The organism is Epilithonimonas hispanica (genome assembly GCF_003385395.1).
In the GTDB taxonomy this organism is placed as follows: Bacteria; Bacteroidota; Bacteroidia; order Flavobacteriales; family Weeksellaceae; genus Epilithonimonas; species Epilithonimonas hispanica.
This window is the reverse complement of sequence record NZ_QNUG01000007.1, coordinates 1-14,416: the sequence shown is the minus strand read 5'-3', so window position 1 is coordinate 14,416 and position 14,416 is coordinate 1. Positions and strand designations below refer to the sequence as shown.

Annotated in this window: 13 protein-coding genes; 10 read left to right on the top strand and 3 right to left on the bottom strand. The window is 35.5% G+C overall.

The genetic code is table 11. The features are described from left to right. The first annotated feature begins 2 nt into the window (after positions 1-2). The 6 genes from DRF58_RS04230 to metF all read left to right on the top strand — a co-directional run bounded on the left by DRF58_RS04230 (position 3) and on the right by metF (position 8,143). Entirely contained in the window at positions 3-1,541 is a 1,539-nt protein-coding gene (locus DRF58_RS04230; protein ID WP_116033257.1) for an ACT domain-containing protein, read from the top strand. Between the two features lie 29 nt (positions 1,542-1,570). Continuing rightward, positions 1,571-2,734 (top strand): O-succinylhomoserine sulfhydrylase, encoded by a 1,164-nt coding sequence (locus DRF58_RS04225; protein WP_116033254.1) that lies wholly within the window; start codon positions 1,571-1,573, stop codon positions 2,732-2,734. 274 nt (positions 2,735-3,008) lie between these two features. Further along, positions 3,009-4,019, top strand: a complete 1,011-nt coding sequence (locus DRF58_RS04220; RefSeq protein ID WP_116033252.1) for a homocysteine S-methyltransferase family protein — start codon at positions 3,009-3,011, stop codon at positions 4,017-4,019. Between the two features lie 25 nt (positions 4,020-4,044). After that, positions 4,045-4,410 carry a four helix bundle protein gene (locus DRF58_RS04215; protein WP_116033249.1) on the top strand — a complete coding sequence of 122 codons (366 nt, stop codon included), beginning with the start codon at positions 4,045-4,047 and terminating at the stop codon, positions 4,408-4,410. After that, on the top strand, positions 4,400-7,111 hold the full coding sequence (metH, locus tag DRF58_RS04210) for a methionine synthase (protein ID WP_116033246.1): 2,712 nt from the start codon (positions 4,400-4,402) through the stop codon (positions 7,109-7,111). The genes DRF58_RS04215 and metH overlap by 11 nt, the downstream gene beginning before the upstream one ends. 75 nt (positions 7,112-7,186) lie before the next feature. Continuing rightward, positions 7,187-8,143 carry a methylenetetrahydrofolate reductase [NAD(P)H] gene (metF, locus tag DRF58_RS04205; protein ID WP_116033243.1) on the top strand — a complete coding sequence of 319 codons (957 nt, stop codon included), beginning with the start codon at positions 7,187-7,189 and terminating at the stop codon, positions 8,141-8,143. Positions 8,144-8,189: 46 nt separating this feature from the next. Here metF and DRF58_RS04200 read toward each other — a convergent pair whose 3' ends face one another. Beyond that, entirely contained in the window at positions 8,190-8,843 is a 654-nt protein-coding gene (locus DRF58_RS04200) for a hypothetical protein (protein ID WP_116033241.1), read from the bottom strand. A gap of 85 nt (positions 8,844-8,928) precedes the next feature. Here DRF58_RS04200 and hutI point away from each other — a divergent pair, with 85 nt between their 5' ends. Both hutI and DRF58_RS04190 read left to right on the top strand, forming a co-directional pair. Next, on the top strand, positions 8,929-10,155 hold the full coding sequence (gene hutI / locus DRF58_RS04195) for an imidazolonepropionase (RefSeq protein WP_116033238.1): 1,227 nt from the start codon (positions 8,929-8,931) through the stop codon (positions 10,153-10,155). Continuing rightward, a complete protein-coding gene (locus DRF58_RS04190; protein ID WP_116033235.1) occupies positions 10,155-10,781 on the top strand; it encodes an HAD family hydrolase in 627 nt (208 codons plus the stop codon). The genes hutI and DRF58_RS04190 overlap by 1 nt, the downstream gene beginning before the upstream one ends. A gap of 57 nt (positions 10,782-10,838) precedes the next feature. On the opposite strand, the gene DRF58_RS04185 is transcribed toward DRF58_RS04190, so the two are convergent. Together DRF58_RS04185 and DRF58_RS04180 are read right to left on the bottom strand one after the other, a co-directional pair. Beyond that, complete coding sequence (locus tag DRF58_RS04185) at positions 10,839-11,405, bottom strand: DUF2911 domain-containing protein (RefSeq protein ID WP_116033233.1); 567 nt, start codon at positions 11,403-11,405, stop codon at positions 10,839-10,841. A 1-nt stretch (position 11,406) separates the two neighbouring features. Continuing rightward, positions 11,407-12,564 carry a methionine aminotransferase gene (locus tag DRF58_RS04180; RefSeq protein ID WP_116033451.1) on the bottom strand — a complete coding sequence of 386 codons (1,158 nt, stop codon included), beginning with the start codon at positions 12,562-12,564 and terminating at the stop codon, positions 11,407-11,409. Positions 12,565-12,846: 282 nt separating this feature from the next. Between DRF58_RS04180 and miaA the strand changes: the two genes are divergently transcribed. Together miaA and DRF58_RS04170 are read left to right on the top strand one after the other, a co-directional pair. Then, the gene (miaA, locus tag DRF58_RS04175; protein ID WP_116033230.1) at positions 12,847-13,746 is read left to right on the top strand and encodes a tRNA (adenosine(37)-N6)-dimethylallyltransferase MiaA; all 900 of its coding nucleotides are present in this window, start codon (positions 12,847-12,849) and stop codon (positions 13,744-13,746) included. 11 nt (positions 13,747-13,757) lie between these two features. Beyond that, positions 13,758-14,315, top strand: coding sequence for a thioredoxin family protein (locus DRF58_RS04170; protein ID WP_116033228.1), 558 nt, complete (start codon positions 13,758-13,760; stop codon positions 14,313-14,315). The last annotated feature ends 101 nt before the right edge of the window (positions 14,316-14,416 follow it).

Sequence of the window (14,416 nt, the reverse complement as noted above, 5' to 3'; positions counted from 1 at the left end):
TGATGACAGACAAGAACACAATTAATATTTATAGAAATAAAGCTTTGGTGAATTTCGAAGGGAAGGATTTTCTTGGACAGATTGGCGTGGATTCACGTATTTTTCAGGCTTTGAATGGAGGAGGAATCAGCGTTGGAGTAATTTCCCAACAAGCGATTGAAAACGGAATTTCTGTTCTTGTGGATGAGAATGACGCTTCAGATGCAGTTGATTTTCTGAATAAAGAATTTGAAAAAGAGAAAAAAATAGGACACGTAAGTAGTATTTATAGTGTTGAAAATCTAAGCGTTATCGGGTTTGTTTCTGATAATTATAATAAGATTTTGTCGGAGCTTCAGAGAAATAAGATTTATCCTTTGTTGCTAAGTCAAATCGCTTCTGCGGGAAGAGTGAATATTGTTGTAACAGGAAATCAAACCGAAATCACAAAAAACATCATCGAAACTGAAATCTACGGAAAGCCAAAAACAGTTCATCTGGCTTTGATTGGTCACGGAAATGTTGGTGGAACTTTGGTTGAGCAGATTTTGGATTCAGCTTATGATATTCTGAATCGTAAAAGATTCGATTTGAAAATCGTTGCGATTGCAAATTCAAGAAAAATTGCATTTAACAAAGCTGGTTTCGGAAGCGATTGGAGACAAAAAATCAAATATTCTACAACAGAATCGAGTGTAAAATCTTTGGTGGATTTTGCCAATGAACATCATTTGGAAAATCTTGTAATGGTGGATAACACAGCAAGCAAAGACTTTGTGAAAAATTATCCTCTATTTGTGGAGAACGGATTTGATATCGTTGGTTCTAACAAAATCTACAATACTTTACCAATTTCTGAATACCGCAGTTTCAGAAAATTATTAGAAAAAAACAAGAAGAAATACCTTTATGAAACTAATGTTGGTGCAGGTTTGCCTTTAATTGATACTATTAAATTATTACATCTTTCTGGCGAAAATATCACGAGAATCAAAGGTGTTTTCTCAGGAACATTGAGTTATGTTTTCAATAATTTTTCGCTTCGTAATGACAAATTTTCAACCATTATCAATGAAGCTTTGGAAAAAGGTTACACAGAGCCGGATCCGCGCGAAGATTTATCAGGAAATGATGTTGCGAGAAAATTGTTGATTTTAGCAAGAGAACTTGATTTGATTAATGAATTTGAAGATATTAATATTCAGAATCTTGTTCCGGAAAGTTTGTTGTCTGTTTCAAAAGAAGAATTCCTTTCAAGATTGGAAGAATTAGACGACGAATATCAAAAAATTAAAGAAAACCAAGAGTCAGGCTACGTTTTAAGATACGTCGGAGATTTGCACGGAGACTTGCAAAAAGAAAAAGGAGAATTGGATGTGAAATTAATTTCCGTTCCAGCCAATTCAGCTTTAGGACAACTAAAAGGTTCCGATTCAATTTTCGAAATCTATACAGAAAGTTACGGAGAAAATCCAATCGTAATTATGGGAGCCGGAGCCGGAGCAAAAGTAACCGCAAGAGGCGTTTTCGGAGATATTTTAAGATTAAGTGAAACTAAGTAAATTTTGTACAAAGTACTAATGATAATAATATGAGTGAAAATTTCGAAACCCTAGCCATAAGAACTCAAACCGAAAGAACTCAGTTTGATGAGCATTCTACGCCGTTATATCTCACATCCAGCTTCGTTTTCGAAGATGCGGAAGATATGCGCGCCAGCTTTGCGGAAGAGAAAGACAAAAATCTCTACAGCCGCTTCAGCAATCCGAACGTCACAGAATTCGTCGACAAAATCACGAAAATGGAAGGTGCAGAATCCGGTTACGCTTTTGCAACGGGAATGGCGGCAATTTATTCCACATTTGCTGCGCTGCTGAGCGCCGGCGACCATATTGTCAGCTGCCAGTCGGTTTTCGGTTCTACGCATACGCTGTTCACCAAATATTTCCCGAAATGGAATATCGAAACAACGTATTTCAAGGCAGAAGATGCTGAAAATGTAGAACAATACATCAAACCAAATACAAAAATCTTGTACTTGGAAACACCAACTAATCCGGCAATTGAAGTGTTAGATTTGGAATTTTTTGGTCAGATTGCTAAAAAACACAACTTGATTTTCATTGTCGATAACTGTTTCGCAACGCCTTATTTGCAACAACCTATTAAATATGGAGCAGATATCGTGGTACATTCAGCAACAAAACTGATTGACGGTCAAGGTCGAGTTTTGGGTGGCGTTGCTGTTGGAAAAGCAGATTTAATTCGTGAAATTTATTTGTTTGCAAGAAACACAGGTCCAGCGATGTCACCTTTCAACGCTTGGGTTTTGAGCAAAAGTTTGGAGACTTTGGCGATTCGTGTAGAAAAACATTGCGAAAATGCACTTAAAGTTGCAGAATTTCTAGAAAATCATCCGAATGTAGAATTAGTAAAATATCCATTCCTAAAATCCCATCCAAGTTACGAAATCGCTAAAAAACAAATGAAATTAGGCGGAAACATCGTGGCTTTTGAAATCAAAGGAGGAATCGAAGGCGGACGAAATTTCCTAAACAGAATCAAGATGTGTTCTCTCTCTGCAAACTTGGGAGATACGAGGACGATTGTTACGCATCCTGCTTCCACAACGCATTCCAAGCTTTCCGACAACGAGCGAAACGAGGTTGGGATTACCGCTGGACTCGTGAGATGTTCCGTTGGTTTGGAGAATATTGATGATATTTTGGGCGATTTGAAACAAGCTTTGGATTAATGTCATCCTGAGCGGAGTCGAAGGAAGGAGCAACAAGTTTTCAGCTCCGAAACAAGATCCCAACCCGCTGTCCGCTATATCTTTTTTGTTTTTTTACAACATTTGTCATTCTGAGCTTGTCGAAGAATCCAAAAAAACAAAAAAGGATGCCGCTACCATCGGGGCTATGTTGAAGTTTTATCTTCCAATCAACGAAAAAAAAAGAAGAATCCGAAAGATTCAATATCAGTAGCCGTCGGTAAAACCGATGGGACATTAGAAAAAGAAATGAATTATGAAAAATTCAGAACAATTATATAAAGCATTGGGCGAACGCATTCTCATTCTCGACGGCGCAATGGGAACAATGATTCAGCGCTACAATTTTACCGAAGAAGATTACCGAGGTGAACGATTCAAAGATTGGGAATCTCCGCTCAAGGGAAACAACGATTTGTTGTCTTTGACTCAACCAGAAGCCATTGAAGAAATTCACAGAAAATATCTTTTGGCGGGTGCGGATATTATTGAAACCAATACATTTTCCGGAACGACCATTGCAATGGCGGATTATCATATGGAAGATTTGGTTTACGAACTCAATTACGAATCGGCCAAAATCGCCAAAAAAGTCTGTGATGAATTTACAGCGCAAAATCCTAATAAGCCAAGATTTGTTGCCGGTTCAATCGGACCAACTAATAGAACAGCGAGTCTAAGTCCAGATGTCAATGATCCAGGTTACAGAGCGATTACTTTTGATGAACTCAGAATTGCTTACAAACAGCAAGCTGAAGCTTTGCTAGACGGAGGCTCGGACATTCTTTTGGTTGAAACAATTTTCGACACTTTGAATGCAAAAGCGGCATTGTTTGCTATTGACGAAATAAGAGAAGAAAGAAATATCACGATTCCAATTATGGTTTCTGGAACCATTACCGATGCTTCCGGAAGAACTTTGAGCGGACAAACTGCCGATGCATTTTTGATTTCGGTTTCGCATATGGATTTGATAAGTGTTGGTTTCAATTGCGCTTTGGGTGCAAAACAATTGACACCTTATCTGGAAATTCTTGCCAATCACACAGATTTCGGAATCTCAGCTTATCCAAATGCTGGTTTACCAAACGCTTTCGGTCAGTACGACGAAACGGCCGAACAAATGGCGGAGCAAATCAAAGAATATGTGGACAAAGGTTTAATCAATATTATCGGAGGTTGTTGCGGAACAACGCCAGACCATATCAAAGCGATTGCTGATTTGGCAAAAAATTACAAGCCAAGAAAGTTGTCGGTTGTTAGTTGATGGTTGTCGGATTTAAATTTAATTTATGGAATACACAAATCTGGAAGTCTGGAACGAAGCAAAAAAATTAACAAATATGGTTTATGGAAAAACCAAGTCATTTCCAAAAGAAGAACTTTTCGGACTTACAAATCAAATAAGAAGAAGTGCGGTCTCAATCCCTTCTAATATTGCAGAAGGTTGTGGAAGAAGAACATCAAAAGATACTTTGCAGTTTTTACATATTGCAAAAGGCTCTTTATTTGAATTGGAAACTCAATTATACATTTCTTTAGACCTAAATTATATTAAAGAAATTGAATTTAATGAAATGGCAAATCAGGTTTTAATTTGCAAAAAATTATTGAATGGATTTATCAATTATTATAAAAACTTAAACAATGGAAATTAAGATAAATCCAACAACCGACAACCGACAACCGACAACCAAATATCTGAAATTATCAGGCCTTGAGCCTTTAATTATAACCCCCGAATCCAACTTTATCAATGTTGGAGAGAGAACCAACGTTGCTGGTTCCAAAAAATTTCTTCGATTAATTAAAGAAAAAAAATATTCCGAAGCACTCGATATTGCCAGAAATCAGGTGGAAGGCGGCGCTCAGATTCTCGACGTCAATATGGACGACGGACTTTTGGACGGAAAATATGCAATGGTTAAATTCCTTAATCTTATTGCTTCAGAGCCGGATATTGCAAGAATCCCAATTATGATTGATTCTTCAAAATGGGAAATTCTGGAAGCTGGATTACAAGTTGTTCAAGGAAAACCTGTCGTGAATTCCATTAGTTTGAAAGGTGGCGAGGACGAGTTCATCAAACAAGCCAAAGCCATCAAAAGATATGGCGCCGCCGTGATCGTGATGGCTTTTGATGAAGTTGGACAAGCCGATAATTATGAAAGAAGAATTGAGATTTCCAAAAGATCTTATGATATTTTGGTGAACCAAGTAGGCTTTCCTTCCGAAGATATTATTTTTGACCTTAATATTTTTCCTGTTGCAACGGGAATGGACGAGCATAGAAAAAATGCCATTGATTTTATCGAAGCGACACGCTGGGTTCGTACCAATCTTCCAAATGCTTCCGTAAGTGGCGGTGTTTCCAACGTTTCGTTTTCGTTCCGCGGAAATGATTCTGTGAGAGAAGCGATGCACTCTGTTTTCCTTTACCACGCCATAAAAGCTGGGATGAATATGGGAATTGTAAATCCGACAATGCTTGAAGTTTATGACGAAATCCCCAAAGATCTGCTGGAACTGGTGGAAGATGTAATGCTCGACAGGAAAGAGGATTCTACAGAAAAACTTCTGGATTATTCCGAAAAACATAAATCAACCAAAAAAGAAAAAGTTGAGGACCTAAGTTGGAGAGAGCAGGACTTGCAAACGAGAATCACGTACGCTTTGGTTAAAGGAATTGACCGTTTTATCGAAGAAGATGCAGAAGAAGCGAGAAAAACATCTAAACGTCCTTTGGATGTTATAGAAATTAATCTAATGACAGGAATGGGCGTGGTGGGCGACCTTTTTGGAAGCGGAAAAATGTTTTTGCCTCAGGTTGTAAAATCGGCGAGAGTAATGAAAAAAGCGGTAGCTTATCTTCAGCCTTTCATTGAAGCGGAAAAAGACCAGACTCAAAAGTCCAACGGAAAAATTCTAATGGCAACTGTAAAAGGTGATGTTCATGATATCGGAAAAAATATTGTGAGCGTAGTTTTGGGTTGTAATAATTACGAAATTGTGGATTTGGGCGTGATGGTTCCCGCAGAAAAAATTATTCAGACCGCGATTGATGAGAAGGTAGATGTGATTGGATTAAGCGGATTGATTACACCAAGTCTGGACGAGATGGTTCATATTGCTGATGAACTGGAACGCAAAAACCTTGATTTTCCTTTGTTGATTGGCGGCGCAACAACTTCCAAAGCGCACACAGCAGTTAAAATTTCACCAAAATACTCCAACACGGTTGTTCATGTGAATGACGCTTCCAGAGCGGTTGGGGTGGTCAGTGCGTTATTAAATCACGACAAATCCAATGCTTATGCTTTGGAAATCAGAAAAGATTATGATGAATTCCGTGAAAAATTCCTAAATCGTCAAGTTGATAAAGAATATGTTCCGATTGCAGAAGCACGTGAGAAAAAATTCAAAATCGATTGGGAAAATGAATTGATACCAACACCTAAAAAATTAGGAATTACCATTATTGAAGACCAAAATTTGGATGAATTGGTAGAGTTTATCGACTGGTCTCCGTTTTTCAGAAGTTGGCAATTGTTCGGGAAATTTCCTGATATTTTGACAGATAATGTGGTTGGAGAACAGGCAACGATTTTGTTCAACGAAGCTAAAATAATGCTCAAGAAAATCCTAAAAGAAAAAAGTTTCAAAGCGAAAGGTATTTTTGGGATTTTCCCAGCGAATGCGAATGAACAGGATGATATTTTAGTTTTTGATGACAATCATAATGTGATTTCGACTTTCAGAACTTTGCGTCAGCAACATAAAAAATCAGAAGGGAAAGAGTATTTTGCGTTAAGTGATTTTATTGCGCCTGAAAATTCCGGAAAACAGGATTATATCGGAACTTTCTGTGTCTGTACAGGTTTCGGAGCAGATGAATTGGCAAAGGAATATGAAGACCAGAATGACGATTACAATGCCATTATGGTAAAAGCTTTGGCAGACCGTTTTGCAGAAGCCTTCGCCGAATATCTTCACAAAAAAGTCAGAACCGAATATTGGGCTTATTCCGAAAATGAAACTCTAGATAACGAAGAATTAATTAAAGAAAAATATCTCGGGATTCGTCCCGCTCCAGGTTATCCTGCTTGTCCTGACCATTTGGAAAAGCTGACAATTTGGGATTTGCTTAAAGTGGATGAAAAAATTGGAGTGACTTTAACCGAAAGCCTCGCAATGTGGCCAACAGCGGCGGTTTCTGGTTATTATTTTGGAAATGAAAAATCAAAATATTTCGGAGTTGGAAAAATCGATGAAGACCAATTGAAAGATTTCGCTGAAAGAAAAGATGTTGAATTGGATTATGCTAGAAAATGGTTAGCTCCGAATTTAGTTGATGGTTGATGGTTGTCGGTTGATTTTCCATCGACTAAAAATCCGACAACAAACAACTGACAACAAACAACTAAAAAATTTAAAATGAAAATTACTGACCATATAAAAAACGCCAATGGCAAAACGCTTTTCTCTTTTGAAATTGTTCCGCCACAAAAAGGTGTTGGAATTGCGGATTTATATAAGAACATCGACCCGTTGATGGAGTTCAAACCGCCATTTATTGATGTTACAACTTCTCGAGAAGAGTACATTTTTCTGGAAAGAGGAAACGGTTTGATGGAGCGAAAAATCACAAGAATGCGTCCCGGAACGTTGGGGATTTGTTCGGCGATTCAGAACAAATATAATGTTGATACCGTTCCACACGTTCTTTGTGGAGGATTTACCAAAGAAGAAACCGAATATCTTTTGGTGGATTGTATGTATTTGGGAATCAATAATATAGTTGCTTTACGAGGTGATGCAATGAAAGGCGAAAAATATTTTGAACCTTCTGTTGGCGGACACAAATATGCTTCGGATTTGGTAAAGCAGATTCACGATTTGGGAATCGGAGAATATCTGCACGGTAAGATAGAGTCGGACATTGACAACAGTTTTTGCATTGGCGTTGCAGGGTATCCCGAGAAACATATCGAAGCACCTTCTATGAATTATGACCTTCAAATGTTGAAGAAAAAAGTAGAAGCTGGCGCAGATTATATCGTGACCCAAATGTTTTTCGACAATCAAAAGTTCTTTGATTTCGTGAAACAAGCCAGAGAAATTGGGATTGATGTTCCGATTATTCCGGGAATCAAACCGATTGCAACCAAAACCCATTTGCAAATGTTGCCACAGGTTTTCAAAATCGATTTACCAGAAGCATTAATCAATGAAGTTTTGAAATGCAAAACCAATAATGATGTCCGTGAAGTTGGAATCGAATGGGCAATTAACCAAAGTAAAGAACTTTTGGATTTTGGAATTCCGGTTCTGCATTTTTATTCGATGGGAAAAAGTGATAATATTCTCAAGATCGGAAGAGAAGTTTTTTAAGACAAAAAGAGGTGTGATTTGCATCTCTTTTTTATGTTTAATGAAATTAAAGACTATTTAAGAACTTAACTAATTTAATCATTGATTCTTCTTGCTTTATTTTAATTTTATTTGTTTTAATAAAATTTTCAATTTCATTCTTTTGTTCAGGAAAATAACTCATCAATTCCTTCTCATTTTTTGGGATCTTAATTAAATTTTTTTCAGTTTTAATAAAGTATGTAGGATTTACTCTTTCAAATTTAGAATAACCGTCCTTTATTGTAGAGTTAGGTTCAATTGAAGGTTTAACTACTTCAACTTTCACTTTTTCTTTTTTTAATAATTGATTTTTGCCATCAACTAATCGAAAAAAATAACCATTGTCTTCTTTTAAATAAACAATAGTGATATTTGATCCTTTAAATTTTAACGTTGCAAATTTTTCATTTTTTGGAAGTTCATATACTTTATCGTCAACGAGAGTTTCAACTTGATCTATATAAGCATCATAACGAATTGGTAAAGAATCCTGTGACTCTCCAATTGTTGCGGAAAGAAAATTAAGGTTGAAATAAGGGGTGCCTATTACATTATGTCCAGCTTTTTCATAATCTTTATTGATTGAAGCAAGAGGACCGGTAAACATTTTGTAATTCTGCTGTGCATTAAAAAATGAAGTGCTTAATATAATAGCAATATTTGCAATAATTATTTTCATAGGTTTTTAAAATTTTTATAAAAGTACAATTTATAATAGATAGAAAATATAAAGTTATCGTTATTTTTACAGCATAAGATTTAATATGAACTTAACTGGTCCTTTCACACAAATAGTAACTCTCAATAATCTTCCATTAAAAGGAAAACTACAAGACGAATCTTTAGAAATCATTTCCAATGGCGGAATTCTCACTGAAAATGGAAAAATTTTAGAAGTCAGCGATTTTGATTCTTTAAAACAGCAATTTCCAGATTCAGAAATTGATTTTATTAAAGGTGAGCAAATTGCAATTCCAGCTTTTGTGGATGCACATACGCATATTTGTTTTGGAGGAAATCGTTCTAATGATTTTGCAATGAGAAATGCAGGTAAAACTTATCTCGAAATTGCAGAATCCGGTGGTGGAATCTGGAGTTCTGTAAAACATACAAGAGCCTCTTCTGAAGAAGAATTAGTTGAAGGAATTCTTAAAAGAGTTAATCAACTTATCAAACAAGGTATTACGACGATTGAAATAAAAAGTGGTTATGGATTAAATGTTGAAGAGGAACTCAAAATGTTGCGAGCTATCAAAAAAGCTCAGGCAAAAACTAAAGTAACCTTAGTTCCCACTTGTCTTTCTGCCCATCTCAAACCAAAAGATTTTGAAGGTACTTCCGAGGAATATCTCAATTATATTTTGGATGAAATTCTACCAAAAGTAAAAGAAGAAAACCTCGCAAATCGAGTTGATATCTTTATCGAAAAATCAGCTTTTCAACCTGAAGAAAGTAAAGTGTTTCTTGAAAAAGCGAAAGAATTGGGTTTTCAAATTACAGTTCACGCAGATCAATTTTCGGCAGGGAGTTCTAGAATTGCGGTTGAAGTTGGCGCAAAATCTGCTGACCATCTGGAAGCAACAATTGATGAAGATATTGAGTTTTTAGCTAATTCAAATACAGTTGCAATTGCTTTACCCGGTGCAAGTTTAGGTCTTGGTGAACCATTTTCTCCCGCTAGAAAAATCCTTGACAAAGGCGGAATTCTTGCCATCGCAACCGACTGGAATCCCGGTTCTGCACCAATGGGCAATCTCGTAACTCAAGCTTCGATTTTAGCAACTTATCAGAAGTTGACAACGGCGGAAGTGTTATCTGCAATTACTTTTAGAGCGGCGTTTGCTTTGGATTTAGAAGATAGAGGGATTTTAGCTGAAGGTAAAAAAGCAGATTTTATAACTTACAATACCGATAATTTCCAAAATATTCTTTATCATCAAGGAAGTCTTTTGCCCAATCAAGTTTATATTAATGGAGAAAAAGTTTTATAATGAAAGAGAGAGACAGTATTATTTTTGACCTAGACGGAACACTTTGGAATGCTTCCGAAACAGTTTCCAAAGCTTTTAATGAAAGTATAAAAGACATTGGATTTGATATTGAAATCACTTCACAAACCGTCAGAGATTTTTCTGGGATGAAAATGGATGACATTTTTGCTCAGTATTTCAGTTTTATTCCAAAAGAAAAATTGCAGGAGTTTGAAAAGATTTATGCAAAAAAAGAAAGCGATTATCTTAAGGAATTTGGAGGTGAATTGTTTCCCAAAGTCAAAGAAACTTTAGAACAATTAAATAAAAATTACAGACTTTTTATCGTCAGCAATTGTATGAAAGGTTATATAGAAAACTTTATCGAGTTTTTTAGTTTTAAAGATTTATTTGAGGATTTTGAATGTTACGGAAATGCCGGTTTACCCAAAGATAAAAATATTAGATTGATTGTCGAGCGAAATAATCTTCAAAATCCGGTTTATGTTGGCGATACAATTTGGGACAAAGAATCTTCTGAAAAAGCTGGTGTTGATTTTATATTTGCCAATTACGGTTTTGGAACAGTTGAAAATCCTAAAATCGAAATTCAAAACTTTGAAGAGTTACTTTCAATCAAGTTTTAAAAAGAAGAAGCCTTGTCAAAATCTGATAAGGCTTCATTTATTACAATTTTCGAGAAATTACTTGAACTCAATTGGGAATTTAACCTGAGAATTATCCCATCCAGCGTACAAATCTGCTCCAGATTTTGTCTGTACAAAAGTCACAGAAAAATATTCAATTGGTGATGAAGTTTTTTCAACCGGAACATTGAATCTCACAACATCTTTGCTTTTGTCATAGAAATAAGCGCCCCATTTATCGATTTCAGAATTAAAAACAATCGTCCATTCTTTTTCAAACGGAATAGCGAAAATACTATAAGTTCCAGCAGGAATTTCTTTTCCACTGATTACTACTGGCGTATAAAATTTGATTTCAGAATTTTCATTCGCTCCAAATCTCCAGATTTCTCCATACTTAATCAAGTTCCCAAAAACAACTCTGTTTTTTTTCTGCGGGCGAGAATAAACGACTTTTACTTTTGGAGCGTCTGACTTTGAAGACGTCACTTGAATTGGAAAATATGATGCATCCATTGGACTTGCATCAGCTGAAAAATAATTCAGTTTTGCAGGATCTAATTTTGCTTGAGAAAATGCGCTAACTCCTATTAATAAAGAAGCTGCGATGATTAGGTTTTTCATATTATATTTTAATTTTTAATAACTTTTCGATGGCTTTATCCAAAGTTTCCTGTTCTTTTGCAAAACAAAAACGAATCACTTTTTCATCGGTTTTATCTTTGTAAAATGCAGAAAACGGGATAGTTGCGACTTTATATTCTTTCGTCATCCAATAGCAAAAATCCTTGTCTTGCTTATCAGAAATTGCGCCAAAATTTGCGGACAAAAAATAAGTTCCTTCACAATCTAATAATTGAAAAGGTGTTTCTTTTAAAGCATTTTTAAGATAATCTCTTTTTGTTTGGAAAAATGTTGAAATTGTTTGGAAATCATCCATATTCTGCAAATATTTAGAAATTGCAAATTGTGCAGGCGTGTTCACACAAAACACATTGAATTGATGAACTTTCCTAAACTCAGTCATCAAATCCAAAGGCGCACAAACATAACCGATTTTCCAACCTGTGATGTGTAGTAGCTTCCCAAAAGAGCCAACGACAAAAGTTCTTTCTTTCAGTTCAGGATATTTGGCTAATGTCAGATGAGGTTTTTCATCGAAAGTGATACTTTCATAAACTTCATCGCTCAAAATAATGATATCTGTATTTTTTACAATCGAGATGAGTTCATCAATATCTTTCTGTTTTAGGATTTTTCCGGAAGGATTATTCGGATTGTTAATGATCATCATCTTGGTTTTTTCGGAAACCAGATTTTTAACTTCATTCCAATTAATTTCATAATCAGGATAAAGCATTTTGACGTTTTTTACAATTCCGCCATTCAAGATAATTGCAGGTTCATAACAGTCGTAAGCTGGTTCAAAGATAATTACTTCATCATCTTTTCCCACAAATGCAGAGATAATCGTGAAAATTCCTTGAGTTGCTCCAGCTGTTATATTAATTTCAGAATCCGGATGATAATCCACGCGATATTGGAGATTGAATTTCTTTGAAATTGCTTCCCTAAGTTCTTTGACTCCTGCTAAAGGTGCGTATTGATTGTAACCTTGTTTCGCAAAATCACCGAGATATTTTATTAAATTTTCATCAGGCTGATAATCCGGAAATCCTTGAGAAAGATTGACTGCGTTTTCTTGTTGTGCTAATAAGCTCATTTCTGTGAAAATCGTCGTTTTCACATCAGGAAGTTTGGAGTTTGGTAATTTTAATGCCATTCTGATTGTAAAAATAAGTAATATTTGTTTTAAACCTGCAAGGAATTTTATCGCAAAGGCGCAAATGTTTTCTTTAAATTTAAGAGCCTGTTTAAAAATAATTTCTGATATAAATTTAAACAAGCTCTAATATTATAAGTCGCAACCTTTAATAGTTCGTTTTATTATATTTTTTTTGATTTGCGACTTATAAAAGTTTCATTGATGACAATTTTGCGCCATTGCGATAAAATATAATGCTAGAAGAATTTCGCATTTTGTAAATTTGCAAAAATTAACTTTTTGAAACGTCTTATATCCATCGTCGGAACTACAGGAATTGGGAAAACCCGATTGGCAATCGATTTGGCAAAACATCTCGATACAGAAATTATTTCCTGCGACTCGCGCCAGTTTTATAAAGAAATGAAAATTGGAACTGCAACACCAACTGATGAAGAATTGGCAGAAGCGAAGCATCATTTTGTAGGCAATATCAGTATTAATGATTATTATTCGATTGGATTGTACGAAGAAGAAGCTCTAAAGAAATTGAACGAAATATTCTCCAAAAAAGATGTTGCAATAATGGTTGGCGGAAGTGGAATGTACGAAAAAGCGGTTGTTGAAGGAATGAATGATTTACCTGTAGCTGATGATGACAATCAGAAAAAACTCATTTCTATTTTTGAAAACGAAGGCATTGAACCTCTGCAAAATTTACTTGAAGAACTTGACCCAGAATATTATTCTATAGTTGATAAAGATAATTCCAGACGATTATTGAGAGCGATTGATATCATTTGGCAAACCGGAAAAACTTACACCGAAAATCTTAGTACACCAAAAGCAAAGCGTGATTTTGAAACCATCAGAATTGGTATTAATGCACCAAGAGAAATCATCTACGAGAGAATTAATCTACGAGTTGATAAAATGATGGAAAACGGTTTGTTGGAAGAAGCAAAAGCTTTGATTGCTGACAGAGAGAAAGTCGCTTTACAAACCGTTGGTTATTCGGAGCTGTTTCGATATTTTGATGGAGAATGGGATTTGGATTTTGCAGTTTCGGAGATTAAGAAAAATTCCAGACGATATGCCAAACGCCAAACAACGTGGAACAGAAAGTTGGAAAACGTAAATTGGGTCAACTATGATAATTCTCTCCAAGAAGCATTATCTTTGTTGAATAAATTAGATTAAAAATTATAACGATGTCAAACACACCTTCGAATATGCTGGCTTTAGGAACAAAAGCTCCGGATTTTAAACTTCCTAATCCGTCCAAGAATAACGAATTACAAAGCCTTGAATCTTTGAAAGGAAAGAAAGGAACTTTGGTTGTTTTTATGTGTAACCATTGTCCGTTTGTTCTTCATATTATTGATAAATTGGAAGAATTATACGAAGATTACAAATCTCAAGGAATTGAGTTTATTGGGATTAATTCTAATGATGTGGATAGATATCCTGCAGATTCTCCTGAATTAATGGTTGATTTTGTAGATGAAAGAAACATCAAATTCCCATATTTGTACGACGAATCTCAAGATGTTGCAAAAGCTTATGATGCGGCTTGTACACCAGATTTTTATTTCTTCGATGAAAATCTAAGTTTGATTTATCGTGGACAAATGGATGACTCTCGTCCGGGAAATCAGAAAGAAATTACAGGAGAAGATTTGATTATTGCTTTCGAGAATCTTTTGGCAGGCGCTGACCAAGAAGAATTCCAAAGACCGAGTTTAGGTTGTAATATCAAATGGAAATAAAATAAATGAATCCTCGATATATTACCTAAATTTTGTAACTTAGTATCAAATAGTTATCATGAACCTACTCAATTTCGTAGAGCAATATCCTGATGAGGCAA

Excerpts from the sequence above, each read along its gene's own strand:
- DRF58_RS04215 (WP_116033249.1), top strand. The coding sequence starts at position 4,045 with ATGGAATACACAAATCTGGAAGTCTGGAACGAAGCAAAAAAATTAACA.
- DRF58_RS04170 (WP_116033228.1), top strand. The coding sequence starts at position 13,758 with ATGTCAAACACACCTTCGAATATGCTGGCTTTAGGAACAAAAGCTCCG.
- DRF58_RS04230 (WP_116033257.1), top strand. The coding sequence starts at position 3 with ATGACAGACAAGAACACAATTAATATTTATAGAAATAAAGCTTTGGTG.
- DRF58_RS04220 (WP_116033252.1), top strand. The coding sequence starts at position 3,009 with ATGAAAAATTCAGAACAATTATATAAAGCATTGGGCGAACGCATTCTC.
- metF (WP_116033243.1), top strand. The coding sequence starts at position 7,187 with ATGAAAATTACTGACCATATAAAAAACGCCAATGGCAAAACGCTTTTC.
- metH (WP_116033246.1), top strand. The coding sequence starts at position 4,400 with ATGGAAATTAAGATAAATCCAACAACCGACAACCGACAACCGACAACC.
- DRF58_RS04185 (WP_116033233.1), bottom strand. The coding sequence starts at position 11,405 with ATGAAAAACCTAATCATCGCAGCTTCTTTATTAATAGGAGTTAGCGCA.
- hutI (WP_116033238.1), top strand. The coding sequence starts at position 8,929 with ATGAACTTAACTGGTCCTTTCACACAAATAGTAACTCTCAATAATCTT.
- DRF58_RS04200 (WP_116033241.1), bottom strand. The coding sequence starts at position 8,843 with ATGAAAATAATTATTGCAAATATTGCTATTATATTAAGCACTTCATTT.
- DRF58_RS04225 (WP_116033254.1), top strand. The coding sequence starts at position 1,571 with ATGAGTGAAAATTTCGAAACCCTAGCCATAAGAACTCAAACCGAAAGA.
- DRF58_RS04180 (WP_116033451.1), bottom strand. The coding sequence starts at position 12,564 with ATGGCATTAAAATTACCAAACTCCAAACTTCCTGATGTGAAAACGACG.
- DRF58_RS04190 (WP_116033235.1), top strand. The coding sequence starts at position 10,155 with ATGAAAGAGAGAGACAGTATTATTTTTGACCTAGACGGAACACTTTGG.